The sequence below is a fragment of the Sulfurisphaera sp. genome (genome assembly GCF_059755235.1).
The window spans coordinates 1-14,958 of the sequence record NZ_DBPRYF010000012.1 but is presented as its reverse complement, the minus strand read 5'-3'; the positions used below and the strand labels follow the sequence as shown (position 1 = coordinate 14,958).

Sequence of the window (14,958 nt, the reverse complement as noted above, 5' to 3'; positions counted from 1 at the left end):
GACAGACTGACAAGATTTGGTTTTAAAATTCTCCAGCAGTTCTTCCAGAGCTACGAGACTGAAATTATTGTGATAAATCAAGAGGAGAAGGAGCCAAGAGAGGAGTTAGTTGAGGACTTAATAACGATTATCTCCCACTTTGTTAGTAAGCTCTATGGTATTAGGAGTCGTAAGTACAAGGAGGTGGTTGAAAATGCAAAAAGACTCCTACAAGATTCTTAGCTACAAGGTTAAGCATAACTACAATATTGTTGATTTCTTGCTCAGCTACCGCTCTCTACTGCAGAGAGCAATAGACATAATCTGGGGGAATATCACGTGGATCGAGAAGTGGGAGGAGAGATGCTATGAGGTTGAAAGCGGAAGGAAGAGAAAGAAGAAATGTTATAAAATTAAACGGCTCGTTCCACTGCTTCCAAAGACTAGGGAGTTCAAAAACTCGCTTAGAAAAGAACTGTTAAAGGGTTGGTCTTATGCTTCCCACTACGTTGATTCTGCGATAAAAGTTGCCTATTCTATTTTGAAGTCTTGGAAGAGGAACTATCTTAAGAGAGAGAGAAGGAGAGCAAAACCTACTGTCAAGGAGCTTTTTGCTAGAGTCAAGGAGACGCTCTATACCTACAAGAATGGAAAAATTAGAGTCACCATAGTACCTAGGAAACTATATCTAGAGTTTGACTTAGCAAAAGCCTGGTTTAAAAGCAAGGTTCAAGGGCTAGATCTAGGAGAATTAATACTGACGAGAAATGAGTTGCTAATCACCTTCAGGGGGGCAAAAGAGGAGAAAAACAATGCTGAATCCATGGGCTGGGACTCAAACTTGTTCAGCCTTGATGGCTTTTCACCGAAATACGGATGGATAAAAATTGACTTGAGTGAATTATACCATATCCACAGAGTCCACGAAATAAAGAGGAAGAGAGCACAGAGTGTAGCTAGTACGAAGAACTCAGTAAAGGAGAAAGTAGCCAGGCACGGTGAGAGGGAGAGGAATAGAGCTAAGGACTTTGTGCACAAGCTCACTACCGTGTTGACTAGGTTGTTCCCAAATGCAGTTCACGGCTTTGAGGATTTAAACAAAGAGGGGATGTTTAACGAATCTAGGGAACACAACAGAGATATTGCTAAACAGAACTGGAGACAGATATTCAGCTACATGAAATACAAGACGGAAACGAAATTAGTTGATCCTAGGTACACCTCATCCACCTGTCCCAGATGCGGGGGTTGGATGATAAAGCTCCAAGAGGGGCAGGTGGTTAAATGTTCTAGGTGCGGACTACAACTAGACAGACAGCTGTGCGGAGCAATAAATATTTATCTCAAAATGTGTGGCTTTCCCCAGAGCCCAAGCACCTTCTTCCGTGCGGTGATCAAAAAGATGATCCCTCGGTGGAAGACACAGATGAGGGCTTTGGGTGGGGTTGCCACGAAAGGGGGTAAGGGCGATGATAGGCCACCGATGAACTCGAGAAGGTGGCTGAGCTTGATGAACTCCAAGGCTTACGTAGGTTTATGAACACCTATGTAAGCTGAACCCCATACTCCTTTATCCATTCACTTACCATTTTGCTATTAATTTCAACATGAAATTACAAACCTAACGCCTTTTTTACTTTAAAAGCTTGAAAGTACTTTTCGTTGTAAGCTAAAAGAGTAGCATTGCTAGGAAGAGTGAAAGTGTTGCCGTGCCATTGAAAGACCTTGATTTCATCACCCATAAACTTAAGGTCATTAACAGTTTTGATTGTGTAGACCCCTATTTCTTCGCCAAAGTTTCCTTTCTTTACTGTCCCTCCTAAAGAGGGTTCGGGTTGGGAGCTGATTTTTAGATATTTCTGGTAATTTCTAATTACGTACAGTAGCCTCATCGTATCCCCCTCATCCCCTCATTTTTCTTCCCCTGCTCCGTCTGGTTTCATTCTTCACTGCAGGGACTTTCAGGAGAGACCCAAGGCTCCCCCACATCCTCTTGTGAATGTTTAAGGATGCGTTTTTATCTCTGTCAGTAACAAATCCACATTTTGGACAAATACCTAGTCTGCCGTGAAACACTAATTCAGTTCCACATCTATAACACGACTTTGACGTACCTCTGGGGTCTATGAAGTGTAGCGGAACGTTATATTCTATTGCCTTAGTCACTATCGCGTTCTGAAGTGTACGGTAATCTAAGTGCAATGTCTTCCATCTATTTTGTTTGTTTATACTCCTCAACTCTTCTATTAAACCAGTTAGTTCTTCTAACTCGATTGCGTACTTCTTTTTTAACGCAAATAAAACAAGCTTTTTGGCGAACTTACTAGACCCGTCTATGACTATGTTTTTAGCTTTTCTGTAAAGCTCTCTTATCCTTTCCAGTATTCTCTTGTTGTACCTCCATCTCTTCGGATATTTTTTCTGCATCTCTTCAGCTTTAGCCCTCAGTGAGAGAGCTTTGACGAACGGTGTGTCAACCCTTCTTACTTTCTTACCGTCGTAGTAAACTAGCTTTACCAGCTTAACATCAAGCCCTATGGCACCTAATGGGGTGTAAGGTTTATATTCAATTTCAAAAACAATGCTAACGTAGAATTTTCCATTGCGATATGAGACATATACTTCTTTCCATTTGTATTTCTGAAATTTCTCTATGTACTCCTTTCTGTGTTTTAATCTGAGGGTAAACCATTTGCCTTTGCTCTTAAATATCACTCTAACTTCAGCTCTTTCTAGATCTACTCTAGCATCTTGATTATCAAACTCTGCAGTTAATCTTTTCAGTGTTGGTTTATGTTTAGCTTCATTCTTTATTGCTCCCTTCACAATTTTTCCTGCTTTGATGTACATGTTCCTTGCTACATGAGCTCTGTAACCTTTCTCTTTTGTCAATCTTTCATAAAACATAGCATGTAATTGACTCTTTCCAGGCACTTCTTTCAAGTCCCACAACTCATCTACAAGTTTCTGCATATTATAGCGGTACTCTACTAATTCCCATAGCAGTTCCTCTCTGTTTGACACTTCAACTTCCGCTCTTAATGCTAGTCTATACTTCTCACCCATCCCCTTCTTTGAGGGGATAAACGGGTTCATCGGTTGTGTGACTTCCACAATCTTTTATTAAGCATACAAACTTATAAGCTTTTGTATAAATAATAGATTATGGCAACTATATATGTATTTGAGGGAAAAATCGTAAGAGCAATGAAAAGGTACATAGTTTATCCACCAAAAGAGTATCAAGAGAAATTGGAAAAGCTTCACGGAAAGAAAGTTAAAGTTATTGTTATTGAGGAAAGTGATTAAAAATGAGTAAAAATAATGAAAACTCATTAAAAACCTGAAAAGGCTGAAAGCAATTGAGAACCTAGACAAATCCCTAAAACTGGCTTGTTTTCACTTACGGCTTTTCTTATTAGCTCCATCTCTACTTTAAGAAAAGGGTATTTGTCTGCCTCATAAACTCCCATAGGACCTCCCATAATAATTAACCCATCAAAGTCTTCATTACCAGAAAGTTGAGTAGCTAGTACTTCTTTAACGTTATATCCCTTGTCTTCTAATATCTCCTTTATTGAACCTAAACCTTCAATAGGGTAGTTTATTATGCTTAGAAACATAAAATAGATAAAAGTGTGTTGACTTTAAGCATTTTCCAATTACAAATAAAAAATGTACAAAAAGAAGGTAGTAAAACTGTATTGCTTTAAAATTCAATAGCTAAAAGTTCCTTTAGATTTAAGGGGATTTTTATTTTTCATAACTAGAGAGTAATTACTAACTTCTCTGTGTATTTTTCCATTGTTTTTAAAAAGTTTTAGCTATAATTTAACAGATTTTAATAAGTAAGTAGGATTAGCTTTAAATTATGTTTAAGTTTATATCAATTTATGCATCTTGATCTTGAGACCTTTTCAAAAGAATTCGTAAATGCATGGAATTCTCACGATGTTTTTAAGGTACTAAAGTTCTATTCTGAAGATTTAGTTTATATACATCAAGGAGAAGAGCCTAGAGTAATTAGGGGTAAAAAAAAATTTCGAACTTTATCCCAAAGGATTATGGAAATCTATTCCAGATTATGAATTTAAGTTAATAAGAATGGCATGGAACGGTAATATTGGATTTGGAGAATGGATAGCACGAGGTACATATCAAGGCTATAGATATGGTTATGGCAAACTAGATCAGCCCAAGAAAATTGAAATTCAAGGAGTCGACGTATTGGTATTAGACGATAATGGTCTTGTAAAAGAGGAAATAGCATACTATAACATGTGTGATGTTCTCAAACAGATTCAATATTAAAGAGGCTAGTAGAATGAACAATAGAGATATAATTATAACTTCATTTCTAGCTTTCATTTCTTCGTTTGAAGCAACTATGATACTAGTTGCTATCCCAGAAATTTCAGCTTATTTTAACATTACTCACTTTGAAGCGTCATTTTTAGTCACAATTTATGTAGCAATAGAAGCCCTCTTGTTTGTTCCTTTTGCTATAGTTTTCGAAAGAATTGGGTTAAAAATGGGTATGATACTGGGAGGGATCTTACTGATCATTGGTGGAATTCTTATTTTCTCTAGTTCAACATTTCTCGAAGTAGAGATTTTTAGAGTGATACAAGCTGTAGGGGCATCAATAGTTTTGCCGACATCGCTTGCATATGCCTCTAGTATTGGTGATGATGCAAGCAGAGGTCATGCAATAGGAATAAACCACACAATAGTAAGCTTGGGTTATGTAATTGGATTACCAATAGGTGGGGTAATTGCTATCTTCAACTGGAAAATCCTTTTCCTTGTTTCTTCTACATTAGCGTTAATAACCCTTATTTCTGTCCTTACGGTTAATGACATAAAAAGCGTGTCAACAATTGGAATTAAAGCCCTTGGGCCTAGTCTTATGCTATCTGGAATTGTTTTATTACCCTTAAATATTTGGCTTGGGATTGCTGTAATCTTATTTGGTTTAGTAACAAGTTTAAGAACAACTTTGCCTAGAGAGTTTGTAAAATCAAGCGTTAGTGGCTTTCTTCATTCAGTTACAAGAAATGCTTTTGCAGCTTTTCTAGTATTTTTCTACTCGCATCTTAGTTATACTTCATTACAATACGGGCTTTTGATACTCTTATATCCACTTTCATTTACTTTTGTCTCCCTTGCAGCTGGAAAAGCTTCTGACCGTTTTGGAAGAAAACTCGTTTCAATACTAGGTTTTGTCGCAATGGCACTCTTTTCCCTTTCAATATTCATTAATTCAATCCTAGCTGAGATACTACTAGGTATGGCAACGGGGATAGCGACTACATCAAACACTTCTTACACAATGAATAGCCTTGAAAAAGAAAACAGAATTGTTGGATCAGCATTGAGGACTTTACAAGGTACCATCTCCATGTCTTTAGGATTGAGTTTAGGTTCTATTATTTCAATTGTACCAGAAAACATTGTTATGATTCTAGTGACTCTAAACTTAGCATCTGCTGTGATAGCATTATTTTACGAAACAGGGAATAAAGGAAGAGTGACTTAGTCCTTGCAAACTGATTTATCTTTTAAACTACAAATTAGAACTAGATAAAGATTTAAAAAATCCAGAGTATCATATATTTTGGATGAACGCATTGGTCTTTGCTGAAAGAAGTGATGACTGCACGTCAGCGTGATCCTAATCTACCTTTATTAATTCTTTTTGCAAATAAAGCTCCAGATGCTAACAGCCCAATCAAAGATGAATACATGTAATACTCGGTTATGAAAGAGTAAATTCTGTTTACGTTATAATAGTATGCAGATATCCCTACAGCTATTAGGAAGAGGAGCAAACTCGTTGCTAAAGTCAGGGTCTTTCTCAGAAATATCAAAGCAAAAGCAACAATCTCTAAGGGAAGTAAGAAAGTTATTGCTGGCGCTGAGTAGACTTGTGCATAAGATGTGTAGGTAGGCACTTTTGCAATATAACCATAGTGAACCTTTCAATTCTATAGTAGATTAACAAGAGCTTTTAACAACAACATAATGTTTTCCTCTTTCATTTTATAAACTTTTCTCTTATGTTGCTATTGTAGAATTCCCATGCTACAGCAACAGACACGCCTATTCCTATCTATTGTTTTAAATGCCTTTAGACCTCCACTCTTTTTACAACTGAAAGCCTCGCCCTTTAGGGCTGAAGGAGGTCAGTAAATAGACAATATACATACACTAAGAGCATATAGAGCTAGATAAACTATATAAAAAACAGAGTTTGTAGGAAAACCTGACTTTTTAAACAATTTTTATAATTACAGATTTTTAACCTAGATCCATATTTTATCATTTTTAAAATTACAGATAAAATAGTTTATAACTTATTTATTCAAAATTATAATTATCAATAGCAGAAAGAAATTTAAGCAAGCAATGAAATATAAGCAAATATGGATAAAATAGAAACACCATAGGAGCTTAAAAAACCGGAATTTATATATGGTTTAAATGAGAGAACTAGAAATATTATTTTATATTGCAAAAACGAAAGAGGAATTAAACGCAGATGAATTATCAGAAAAACTAAACATTAGCAAAGCTTGCATAATGAATTATATCAAAAAATTGGAGAATAAGGGTCTTCTTTTAAGAAGAAGGGATAGTAGAACAACAAGAAAAGGAAAAACCAGCTTACGTGTACTATGTAGATAGTAAAAAGATAAAAGAAAGGATAGTAGAGGATATAGATGAATTGGTAGCTAATATAAGGAAGACTATTATAAAAACCTATGAAGAAGTCTCTGACAATATAGAATTACTATATTTTTGAGGTCAATCTTTCCTAAATTTAACTAACTTTTATAAACCATGTTGATAATCTTTTAGCGTGAAAGCACTTATAGTTTCTTTTTGGAGCAACTTAGATTTTGTGTTAGCTAAATACAAAATTTTTGATGAAAAAGGAGAAAAAACATCTGTAGAGTATGAAGCTCTAAATGAGACCTTGGCAGAAGCAGAATATTTGAAAGATACAAAAATTGATACAAAGATCTCGGTTTTCCTACCCTCTTTTCTTTCTTATGTTATTTCAGATCCTCCACCCGATTATGAGCAACTTACTCAACAAATATCAAATGAAGCTAAAAGCAAAATTCCAGCAGATTACGTTCACGTCCTTCCTTCTGAAGGAGAAATAAAAAATCACGTTCATAAAGGTGGAATAGGAAACTTTCACTTCCTTTTTTATCTTAGACTTTATGAAGATCTAGCAAAGGAACAACCTGACCTCGTAATCCTTGATTTAAGTAGAACTTATTCATACTTTCAAGCTTATGCTAGGTCTGCCACTCAACTTGCAATAGAAGATTACATGAGTACTAACGGAGGAAAAGAGGTTTTTCTAATTGAATTTGTAAACATTAACAATGAGTTAACACCAATTTTTACAAAGGACTTCAAAAAAATTAAAATCCAAGAATATTTAACTGCTAATATAAGATTGTCAAAGGAAAAGGGGTTTAGCACACAAGGAAGATCTGACTTATATGCTATAGGAAAATCACTAGAACTAGGTTTTCCACTTCTCCTTATTTATCTTCTTAGGGAAAGTGATAAATTAATAAAACCTGAAGAGTTCGAAAAGACGATATTAAGTTCAATAAAAGTGACAAAAAGTAATGAAAAGTATGAAGTTGTTGCGAGTTTTGATGCTCATGAAAATGCCCCATATTATTTCATGGGTTATCACTTTGTAAATCAGTATAAGAAAGTTGTGGGAGAAGGAGAAGTTACTATTGACTCCTTACAAAAGATCAGTGAGTTATTTGATGAGCATCAAAGAAACCTTGTTGATAGAGAGATCGATCTGTTGAGAGATTTTAGTAAAATACCGAAAGAAAAAGGGGAATATCTCCTTGATTATTTAATAAAACTGGGTAACACAAGGTTAATAGACTGGATGAAAGGAGAAATACCAGAGGAAGAAAAAGAGGAGTGTGAAATAAATGAAGACGAGATGTACTCTCACGCTGGGTTAGGGAGAAAACTAACTAAGATAAAAATTAGTGAAGAGGGAATAATAGTAGAGTATGCTGAAAGTTGCGTTGATAAAATAATTAGTTGGATAAAAAATTTGGGAAAAGAGTAAGTTTAGACTATCTAATTTCTCATGTAGATAAAATATTCTATATGAAATTTTGTTTTCCTTAAAGAATCACTGACATTAAATTTTTCGATCTTTAGATCGAAACACCAGTTAAGCCCTTTTTAATTTTCTCGACAATGAATTGTGGCGTCACCATCCTTGGCAAGGATTTAATCACTTCACCAGGTAGTAATCTGCCTAAAAGTCCAATATTTGCTGTCACGGAGACTAATAGTGATAATTCTGAATATTCCTCATTTATCCTTTTTACGCGGAACTCTAAATCAAATATTAGATTAGGTGAACTAAACCTATATTTTATTCCGTCTATTTCTAACTTAGGTCCATCTAATTTACCTATAACACTTCTCTTTAAAACTACTCCAGTTTTATCCTTGCTAAATGGCAAATAAAGTATTGCCTTATCTTGAACTAGTGTGATTAGATTTGTTATTCCAAAAAGCAAATTAGGATTTTTAATAATATTGTATAATGACTCACTCTTCATTTTTACTTTTATAATATCAGCGTAATTAAACCAGTGCCAATGCTTAGTCCTCAAGTGTTTTTTAAACTCTTTCTCAGATTCATATGGTACGTCACAACATATATATGGCATATCATAACATTATTTACTAGGCTTATAATGATTTGCACTAAACTTTTGGATCCTTAAAATGAAAAATAGTGCAGAAAAGAATTGAATAATTTCTAAAATATTTAATCTAATAGGTTATTTAGTAGAGTGACCTATCGATAATTACTATGTTTTATATCTAAATTTTATGGGTGACAATTATAAAAACTTTCTAAGGTTAGTCAAAGGAGGAAAAAGCTAAATCACTTATTTTAGACTGCAATTTTCAATAATATTCTTTGCTAGCTAGACTCTATAAGCTCATATAAACGAAAGTAAAAAGAATAAGAATGTTCTACAAAGTTTAGTTCTTGAAAACTATAAGATGTAAAATTGCATAGTCCCAATTATAAAATTACTGCTTTAAATATATTTAATCGAAAGAAAACTTTAAGATAACGGCTTCTTTTAGGAAAAGGACTAAGTTTGGTTCTCTGTAGCGTTTTTATAACTAGTTCGTAGATATCTGGCTAAATAAACAGCATCTGTATCTAAATAACCAGCTAATTTAACTATACTTATATCTGGGTTTTCTCTTACTACTTCAATTATATTTTTCAACCTATGTGAGACTGTATCATCGTCAGTAGTTAAAGCCCATTCCTTAAATTTTGTCCAGAATTTTTCATATTTCACGAATTGAAATATCCACTAAAAAAGTTTTTAAGAAGTATCATGGCATAATACGAGCCCAAAGAAGAAAGACCGACATTTTTAATGTATCAAAAAAAGTTACACGATCAATTCTTCTTCAATTAACTCAATCAAGGTAAAGGGGTTTAATTTTTTACAATCTTTTCAACACTAATTCCTTATCATATGTCTCGTAAACCTTGAGGTATTCTATTACAAAGATCTTTCCACTTTATACCTTTATTTATCGTTAATAATAGACATTTTAAGTAGCATCTCTAAAGTTTATGTTTGATCATGTACATCACATATTTTTCTACTATATAAAACTTTTATGTTCTTTTCCTCTTTTATACTGTGAAAAAACAGCTTTTGGAATAAAATAATGTTGAAATTTCTCCGTTGTACGATATAAATGACCTAACAACAATACTAGCAACAAACATAATTTATGAAGGAACTAGCATTCTCTAACCAGGTTTTTTAACTCGAAAGGAAGAAAAACAATAAAGTTTTCTTTATTTATTGACATTTGTTTTACGTATTAAACGTGGTTTTATTTACCTGATATCTTTTTTATCCTAAATATAATAATTACTTAGCTGTCCTACATTGGTTTATACTTCTACTTCTATCCATCCATTATTATCTCTTATTTGATATGTTTTCAAACCTAGTTTCTCTTTTGGCGCATCTGGAGCAACATATGGTGGTTCGAGCATTTGACCAGTTCTTAAGTCAAAAAGTGCCAAATGACAATTGCATCTGACAGTTAGCTTCTCTTGGTCTAAGCTACCTAATATACATTTAGCATGAGTACATACAGCATCCATTGCATATAGTGTTCCATTCACATTTGCGATAAAAATTACTTTATCATCTACTTTAACTGAAGCACTTTTTGCCTTCTCAAGGGCTTTTGACGAAATTGTTCTTTTCCAAACCATATATGTCAAATGTATTTTTACCTTATATTCTTTATTTAGATAAGGATTTAAATTATTAGTAACAAAGGTTAAATTTGATTAAGAGTCAAGTTTTATTTTATATAAAGAAACACCTTTAAAGGAGACTTAATTGCAGACTCTTAATCAAAATTGCTATGAAAATTCCTATTTATAGTTTATGTTTAAGCTTTCCTCTGAACTATTTGCTCTTGTATAAAACTTTTAAGTTCATTTAACCCCCTTCACATTGTGGACAGATACAGTTTTTGGAATAAAGTAATATTACCAGTTTTAGAAAACTTCGTTGCACCTTATTCCGTCTTAAGGAGAATTTATATCCAAATTTTCCTTCTCTCGATAGCAGTTTTAATTAATGCAGTAGTGTTCGTTAACTACCAACATTTAGATTGGATTTCTGCAATATATGCTGGAGTTAACGTCGTAACAACTGTTGGCCTATATTCACCAGACATAAACCAAATACCCTCTGAAGAAAAATTGATTTTAACTTTCACAATAATCTTAGCAGTAGGATTATATACAAGCATATTACAAGGTATTGTTAGTACACTTGTTAGTAGGTCAACATGGAATGATGCCAAAGCAAGATGGAGAGGAAAACATATGAAAGCACATACAATTTTAATTGGAGACGGTAGTGAAATTTTAAGTGCTGTAAGGAGATTAAATAGGTTTGGCACAGACTATGTAGTTTTAACTAATTCAAAAACACTTGCAGACGCAATTGGTGGAGATAAAGTAATCTTTGGAGACCCTAAAAATGACGAAAACTTAATTACTGCTGGAGTTAAGGATGCTAAAAACGTAATAATTATCATGAAAGACGATATGGAAGCTCTGCTGATTACTTTAAAATTACAGAAGCTAAATCCACCATTGCAAGTAATTGTTGCAATTAGAGACTCTTCCCTTTCAGATTTATTCAAAACAGCTGGAGCTGACTTAGTAATTCCTAGGGAAGATATTATTGGGAGAATAGCTGCTGGGGCTGCACTCTCAACGAACGTAGCAGGATTAATTTTCCCAGAAAGAGCTGGAGAAATGATTATAGGAATATTTGACGTTAAGAAAGAAGGAAAGAAAATTGCTGAGCTACCAAATGACGTTATACCTTTAGCAATAATTAAGGACAATAAAATAAATCCTTATTTTGAAAAAGATACTGACCTTGAGCCAGGAACGCAGTTAGTTGTTATAGGAAACCCATCAACTTTTAAAAAGATAAGAGAAATGCTGGGATGACTGATTAAAAAGAAAAGGGGAACTTCTCCAGCTTGTAAGCAGAGTCCCAGAACATATACTCAAAAATCGATGCAATTCTAAAGTGTTTCTTTACTGCTTCTCTCTGTTCTTCAGTAAGCTTAAAAGAGTTTACAATGTTTAACACGTCTCTTACCCCTTTCTCATATTCTTCCCCTCCATAAGTGTTGATCCACTTCTTGTAAAGAGGGTTAGGTGATCCCTTCTTTATTAGCTCTTTCCCTACTTCCATGTAAATCCAATAACATGGGAGAACTGCCGCTACACCCTCATAAAAAGGCCTTGAATAAACAGTAGAAAGTAAATAGGAAGTATAAAGGAGATTGGTTGGAGAGGGATTGACTTTGTTCACATCGACATTCCATAAAGATATAAAATATCCGTGAAGGCTGGTTTCAACTCCTAGAGCGTGAGTAACGTGATTGATAAAAACCTGTGCCTCTTCCTTATTTTCAGCCTTAGCTGAGAGAACAGTTAAAGCTTTTGCAAACTCTCTCAGGTAAAGGAAGTCTTGCAGAATGTAATATCTGAATTTCTCTTCCTCTAATGTGCCTTCAGTAAGTCCCTTTATAAAGGGATGAGAAAGAATTGCTGAGAAAACGTCTGAAATCGAGTCCCAGAGTTCTTCAGATAGCATACAAAAAACTAGTGTCAAGACTTAAAAAGATTACGACTTAAAAAGATTTTAGTGTCCAGCTGCTGTTCCGACAACTCTGAATTTATAGTTCTTAATCCACAGTGACACTATTAACCCTAAAGTTACCATAATCATGCCGAATATAGCAATATAGTTAAATGCTGTAGCACTTGGCATGAACCCCATTACATAGACTTTGTTGCCTAACATCATAACTACAGGGTCTTGATAAGTATCCATAAAGACTGTGGCGACGACTGGTCCAACTGAGCTACCAAGACTTCTTAGTAGTGTGTTCATCCCCATACCAGTAGTCCTAGATTGATCTGGTAATGACAATGCAACCATGTTGACCAAAGGTATGATGAAAGCTACCATTCCAACAGAAGAAATAAAACCGTCTATTAAAACCTCAGCTGGTGTCGCTCTAAAAGTCAGCAATAGCAAATATGAAATATCAGCCAAGATACCACCTAATATCAAAATTGGTTTAGGCCCATATTTTGGCATAAGTCTACCTAAGATAGGGCCGAATATTATCATTCCTAGTGCTACTGGAGACATTACAAGACCAGACTGAATAATTGATAAACCTAAACCATAAGGCTTTGGTAGCTGTGAGTAGTAGACAAGAAAGATAAAGTTAGCAAACATACCCATACCAGAGATTAGACCAACTATGTTAGCAACAGCAAAGTTCCTAATCTTAAATAGCTCTAACTTCATTAAAGGTTCCTTAGCAACCCTCTCATAACCTATAAAAGCTCCGTAAAGTATTAGTCCAACAATCAGCATCCAAATGTTGTCAAGAGCTGTCCAACCCAGTGTTGGCCCTTCAGTAACGTAAACAAGAACTAATGTAGTTGCTACACCGATTAAACTTACGCCAATATAGTCAACGCTCTCCTTTAGTTTAACGCTCTTCCTTGGCAGGTACTTAAGTGAGATAAAGAAGATAATTAAGGAAAGTATTGCAGCTGTGTGAAAAGCATATGGCCATCCGAGGTCTTGGACGATGTAAGAACCTAAAAGCATACCAAGAGCAGGGCCAATACCAATTGTAGCACTTAATATTGACTGAGCAAACGCAACTTTTTCCTTTGGGTAAATATCTGTTATAATTGAAATTGCTATAGGGAACATTGAGAAACCGACACCTTGGATAGCTCTAGCGGCAATTAGAACGTAGATATTGGGAGAAAAACCTGCAAGGGCTACAGCAACTATGTAAAAGACAATGTCGACTATATAGATCTTTATTTTACCGTAAATATCAGCTAACTTGCCCATTAAAGGAGAAGTTGCTGCTGCAACCAAAAGGTAAGCAGAACTTACCCAACCAGCTAAAGTTGCTGAGACAGAAAAGTCACTCTCAATTTTAGGCAAAGCTGGGATTACCATTGTCTCGACGTAGTTTACGATTAATAACATTGCAGAAAGTATGAGCAAGGTCTTACTCTTATTGTCCATATCTCATAAACATACTTTAATGCTAATAAAGTTTTCGATATATCTATTTCACGTAAAGTTAAACGTCAAAAAACCGTTCATATCACCATAATAAGCGTTAATAATAACTGAAGAATCGTTCTGTATAGTAAAAAGACTGCTCGGTGAATAAATTTCAACGATTTCCCATTCACCTTTAGATATCCAAGTCGAGTTTGATAGCCATATAAGACCATTACCATCGTGAAGAGCGTCTATACTAAACAATCGGAATAATGGTTTAATTTTCCCATCGCCAGTATATGAGACATTTAAAATCATCTTGTATATTTTTCCGTCACTAGAATAAACGTGAATAACGTTTATGTGAACGCTTGAGTAGTACGAAGAGAAACTGTAATGGAAGATAAAAAAGAGAGATAAAATAAGGAGAGATGTAACAATTACAGGCTTTATAACCTCTTTCCTTACAGATATCTTTGACGATGGCGAATTATCTAGGAATGAAAAGAAGGACAAATACATTATGTAGTTCCACAACATCCTATACATGAAGAACATTATGAAATAGATAAACCCATAATAGTTAGAAACTTTCCTAGTATAGTACAAGTAAAGACCTAGAAGGAAAACGATGATCTGAGAAAAAAGGAAGAAATAGCGATATTCGTAAAAGAAACCAACAACCGAGAAAATATCTACTGAGAAACCGATTTGTAGTAAGTTGTCAAACATTGGAGTAATAAGATCATGGAAATATAGGCCGGGAGAAAGAAAGATAAAATATGCGTTTGTAACTAAAAATGGGAGGAAAGAAAAGAGTAGGAACTTAGACAAGCTTTGATTTTCTCTTCGTAACTGAATTAAATAGAATGGGAGAAAGAAAAGGGGGTCTTGTTTGTATGAGATGGATAAACCATAGAAAATTCCTTTTAACCTAACGTCTTTCATTAAGTAAGATAAAATAAGAAAAGTGACCCAGATAATGTCGTCAATCCCACCAGTTGCATAAAAGAGGTAATAAGCATTAAAGAAGTAAGCAGAAATGAACAAAAGAAAGGAGTTTTTATCTAATTTCCTCCATAAAATAACTGGCAAAAGAAGGTAAAAGAAAAGATTAATGTAATTAGGATTAAACTTGAATATGACTGCAGGGATAAAAAGAAGAAATGAAAGAGAAGGATAGTTAAGATTTGTTACAAATCCACCAGTTGTATAAGGTGTACCGTAAATATAAGGAGAAAGACCAAAAAATTGATAGACGTTACTAGTTAAT

General features: G+C 34.4%; 18 protein-coding genes and 1 pseudogene. 9 read left to right on the top strand and 10 right to left on the bottom strand.

Annotation, left to right across the window (positions count from 1 at the left end):
- Together AC3OCB_RS01330 and AC3OCB_RS01325 are read left to right on the top strand one after the other, a co-directional pair.
- Window positions 1-222 (top strand): annotated as a pseudogene (locus AC3OCB_RS01330) (IS607 family transposase); the annotation flags it as partial.
- A complete protein-coding gene (locus AC3OCB_RS01325) occupies window positions 194-1,519 on the top strand; it encodes a zinc ribbon domain-containing protein (protein ID WP_498340379.1) in 1,326 nt (441 codons plus the stop codon). The pseudogene AC3OCB_RS01330 and the gene AC3OCB_RS01325, both read left to right, overlap by 29 nt.
- A 73-nt stretch (window positions 1,520-1,592) precedes the next feature.
- On the opposite strand, the gene AC3OCB_RS01320 is transcribed toward AC3OCB_RS01325, so the two are convergent.
- Entirely contained in the window at window positions 1,593-1,871 is a 279-nt protein-coding gene (locus AC3OCB_RS01320) for a type 1 glutamine amidotransferase family protein (RefSeq protein ID WP_498340378.1), read from the bottom strand.
- Between the two features lie 10 nt (window positions 1,872-1,881).
- On the bottom strand, window positions 1,882-3,093 hold the full coding sequence (locus tag AC3OCB_RS01315; RefSeq protein ID WP_498340377.1) for an RNA-guided endonuclease TnpB family protein: 1,212 nt from the start codon (window positions 3,091-3,093) through the stop codon (window positions 1,882-1,884).
- 51 nt (window positions 3,094-3,144) lie between these two features.
- Here AC3OCB_RS01315 and AC3OCB_RS01310 point away from each other — a divergent pair, with 51 nt between their 5' ends.
- Window positions 3,145-3,288 (top strand): hypothetical protein, encoded by a 144-nt coding sequence (locus AC3OCB_RS01310; RefSeq protein WP_498340376.1) that lies wholly within the window; start codon window positions 3,145-3,147, stop codon window positions 3,286-3,288.
- A 26-nt stretch (window positions 3,289-3,314) separates the two neighbouring features.
- On the opposite strand, the gene AC3OCB_RS01305 is transcribed toward AC3OCB_RS01310, so the two are convergent.
- The gene (locus tag AC3OCB_RS01305; protein ID WP_498340375.1) at window positions 3,315-3,602 is read right to left on the bottom strand and encodes a glutamine amidotransferase-related protein; all 288 of its coding nucleotides are present in this window, start codon (window positions 3,600-3,602) and stop codon (window positions 3,315-3,317) included.
- Window positions 3,603-3,872: 270 nt separating this feature from the next.
- Between AC3OCB_RS01305 and AC3OCB_RS01300 the strand changes: the two genes are divergently transcribed.
- From AC3OCB_RS01300 to AC3OCB_RS01290, 3 genes are read left to right on the top strand one after another with little or no spacing between them, the layout of a single operon-like run.
- Window positions 3,873-4,067, top strand: a complete 195-nt coding sequence (locus tag AC3OCB_RS01300) for a nuclear transport factor 2 family protein (protein WP_498340374.1) — start codon at window positions 3,873-3,875, stop codon at window positions 4,065-4,067.
- A 16-nt stretch (window positions 4,068-4,083) separates the two neighbouring features.
- Window positions 4,084-4,290, top strand: a complete 207-nt coding sequence (locus AC3OCB_RS01295) for a nuclear transport factor 2 family protein (protein WP_498340373.1) — start codon at window positions 4,084-4,086, stop codon at window positions 4,288-4,290.
- Window positions 4,291-4,303: 13 nt separating this feature from the next.
- Window positions 4,304-5,518, top strand: coding sequence for an MFS transporter (locus AC3OCB_RS01290; protein WP_498340372.1), 1,215 nt, complete (start codon window positions 4,304-4,306; stop codon window positions 5,516-5,518).
- A 124-nt stretch (window positions 5,519-5,642) separates the two neighbouring features.
- Here the strand turns inward: AC3OCB_RS01290 and AC3OCB_RS01285 are convergent, their stop codons facing one another.
- Window positions 5,643-5,933, bottom strand: coding sequence for a hypothetical protein (locus AC3OCB_RS01285; protein WP_498340370.1), 291 nt, complete (start codon window positions 5,931-5,933; stop codon window positions 5,643-5,645).
- Between the two features lie 529 nt (window positions 5,934-6,462).
- Here AC3OCB_RS01285 and AC3OCB_RS01280 point away from each other — a divergent pair.
- Window positions 6,463-6,666 (top strand): HTH domain-containing protein, encoded by a 204-nt coding sequence (locus AC3OCB_RS01280; RefSeq protein ID WP_498340369.1) that lies wholly within the window; start codon window positions 6,463-6,465, stop codon window positions 6,664-6,666.
- A 175-nt stretch (window positions 6,667-6,841) separates the two neighbouring features.
- A complete protein-coding gene (locus AC3OCB_RS01275) occupies window positions 6,842-8,101 on the top strand; it encodes a TM1812 family CRISPR-associated protein (RefSeq protein WP_498340368.1) in 1,260 nt (419 codons plus the stop codon).
- A gap of 91 nt (window positions 8,102-8,192) precedes the next feature.
- On the opposite strand, the gene AC3OCB_RS01270 is transcribed toward AC3OCB_RS01275, so the two are convergent.
- The 3 genes from AC3OCB_RS01270 to sdx all read right to left on the bottom strand — a co-directional run bounded on the left by AC3OCB_RS01270 (window position 8,193) and on the right by sdx (window position 10,315).
- Complete coding sequence (locus AC3OCB_RS01270) at window positions 8,193-8,717, bottom strand: hypothetical protein (protein WP_498340367.1); 525 nt, start codon at window positions 8,715-8,717, stop codon at window positions 8,193-8,195.
- A 438-nt stretch (window positions 8,718-9,155) separates the two neighbouring features.
- Window positions 9,156-9,371, bottom strand: a complete 216-nt coding sequence (locus tag AC3OCB_RS01265) for a hypothetical protein (protein WP_498340365.1) — start codon at window positions 9,369-9,371, stop codon at window positions 9,156-9,158.
- Between the two features lie 614 nt (window positions 9,372-9,985).
- Window positions 9,986-10,315 (bottom strand): sulredoxin, encoded by a 330-nt coding sequence (gene sdx, locus AC3OCB_RS01260; protein ID WP_498340363.1) that lies wholly within the window; start codon window positions 10,313-10,315, stop codon window positions 9,986-9,988.
- 249 nt (window positions 10,316-10,564) lie between these two features.
- Here sdx and AC3OCB_RS01255 point away from each other — a divergent pair, with 249 nt between their 5' ends.
- A complete protein-coding gene (locus tag AC3OCB_RS01255; protein ID WP_498340361.1) occupies window positions 10,565-11,578 on the top strand; it encodes a potassium channel family protein in 1,014 nt (337 codons plus the stop codon).
- A 4-nt stretch (window positions 11,579-11,582) separates the two neighbouring features.
- On the opposite strand, the gene tenA is transcribed toward AC3OCB_RS01255, so the two are convergent.
- The 3 genes from tenA to AC3OCB_RS01240 form a co-directional block, all read right to left on the bottom strand.
- Window positions 11,583-12,233 carry a thiaminase II gene (gene tenA / locus AC3OCB_RS01250; protein WP_498340360.1) on the bottom strand — a complete coding sequence of 217 codons (651 nt, stop codon included), beginning with the start codon at window positions 12,231-12,233 and terminating at the stop codon, window positions 11,583-11,585.
- 48 nt (window positions 12,234-12,281) lie between these two features.
- Entirely contained in the window at window positions 12,282-13,703 is a 1,422-nt protein-coding gene (locus tag AC3OCB_RS01245) for an MFS transporter (protein WP_498340359.1), read from the bottom strand.
- Window positions 13,704-13,751: 48 nt separating this feature from the next.
- Window positions 13,752-14,958, bottom strand: a 1,207-nt coding sequence (locus tag AC3OCB_RS01240) for a hypothetical protein (protein ID WP_498340358.1), incomplete at its 5' end; no start/stop codon positions are given.

What these genes read in the sequence shown, in the direction of transcription:
- AC3OCB_RS01325 (WP_498340379.1), top strand. Translation starts at nt 194, where the DNA reads ATGCAAAAAGACTCCTACAAGATTCTTAGCTACAAGGTTAAGCATAAC.
- AC3OCB_RS01320 (WP_498340378.1), bottom strand. Translation starts at nt 1,871, where the DNA reads ATGAGGCTACTGTACGTAATTAGAAATTACCAGAAATATCTAAAAATC.
- AC3OCB_RS01310 (WP_498340376.1), top strand. Translation starts at nt 3,145, where the DNA reads ATGGCAACTATATATGTATTTGAGGGAAAAATCGTAAGAGCAATGAAA.
- AC3OCB_RS01305 (WP_498340375.1), bottom strand. Translation starts at nt 3,602, where the DNA reads ATGTTTCTAAGCATAATAAACTACCCTATTGAAGGTTTAGGTTCAATA.
- AC3OCB_RS01300 (WP_498340374.1), top strand. Translation starts at nt 3,873, where the DNA reads ATGCATCTTGATCTTGAGACCTTTTCAAAAGAATTCGTAAATGCATGG.
- AC3OCB_RS01295 (WP_498340373.1), top strand. Translation starts at nt 4,084, where the DNA reads ATGGCATGGAACGGTAATATTGGATTTGGAGAATGGATAGCACGAGGT.
- AC3OCB_RS01290 (WP_498340372.1), top strand. Translation starts at nt 4,304, where the DNA reads ATGAACAATAGAGATATAATTATAACTTCATTTCTAGCTTTCATTTCT.
- AC3OCB_RS01280 (WP_498340369.1), top strand. Translation starts at nt 6,463, where the DNA reads ATGAGAGAACTAGAAATATTATTTTATATTGCAAAAACGAAAGAGGAA.
- AC3OCB_RS01270 (WP_498340367.1), bottom strand. Translation starts at nt 8,717, where the DNA reads ATGCCATATATATGTTGTGACGTACCATATGAATCTGAGAAAGAGTTT.
- sdx (WP_498340363.1), bottom strand. Translation starts at nt 10,315, where the DNA reads ATGGTTTGGAAAAGAACAATTTCGTCAAAAGCCCTTGAGAAGGCAAAA.
- tenA (WP_498340360.1), bottom strand. Translation starts at nt 12,233, where the DNA reads ATGCTATCTGAAGAACTCTGGGACTCGATTTCAGACGTTTTCTCAGCA.
- AC3OCB_RS01245 (WP_498340359.1), bottom strand. Translation starts at nt 13,703, where the DNA reads ATGGACAATAAGAGTAAGACCTTGCTCATACTTTCTGCAATGTTATTA.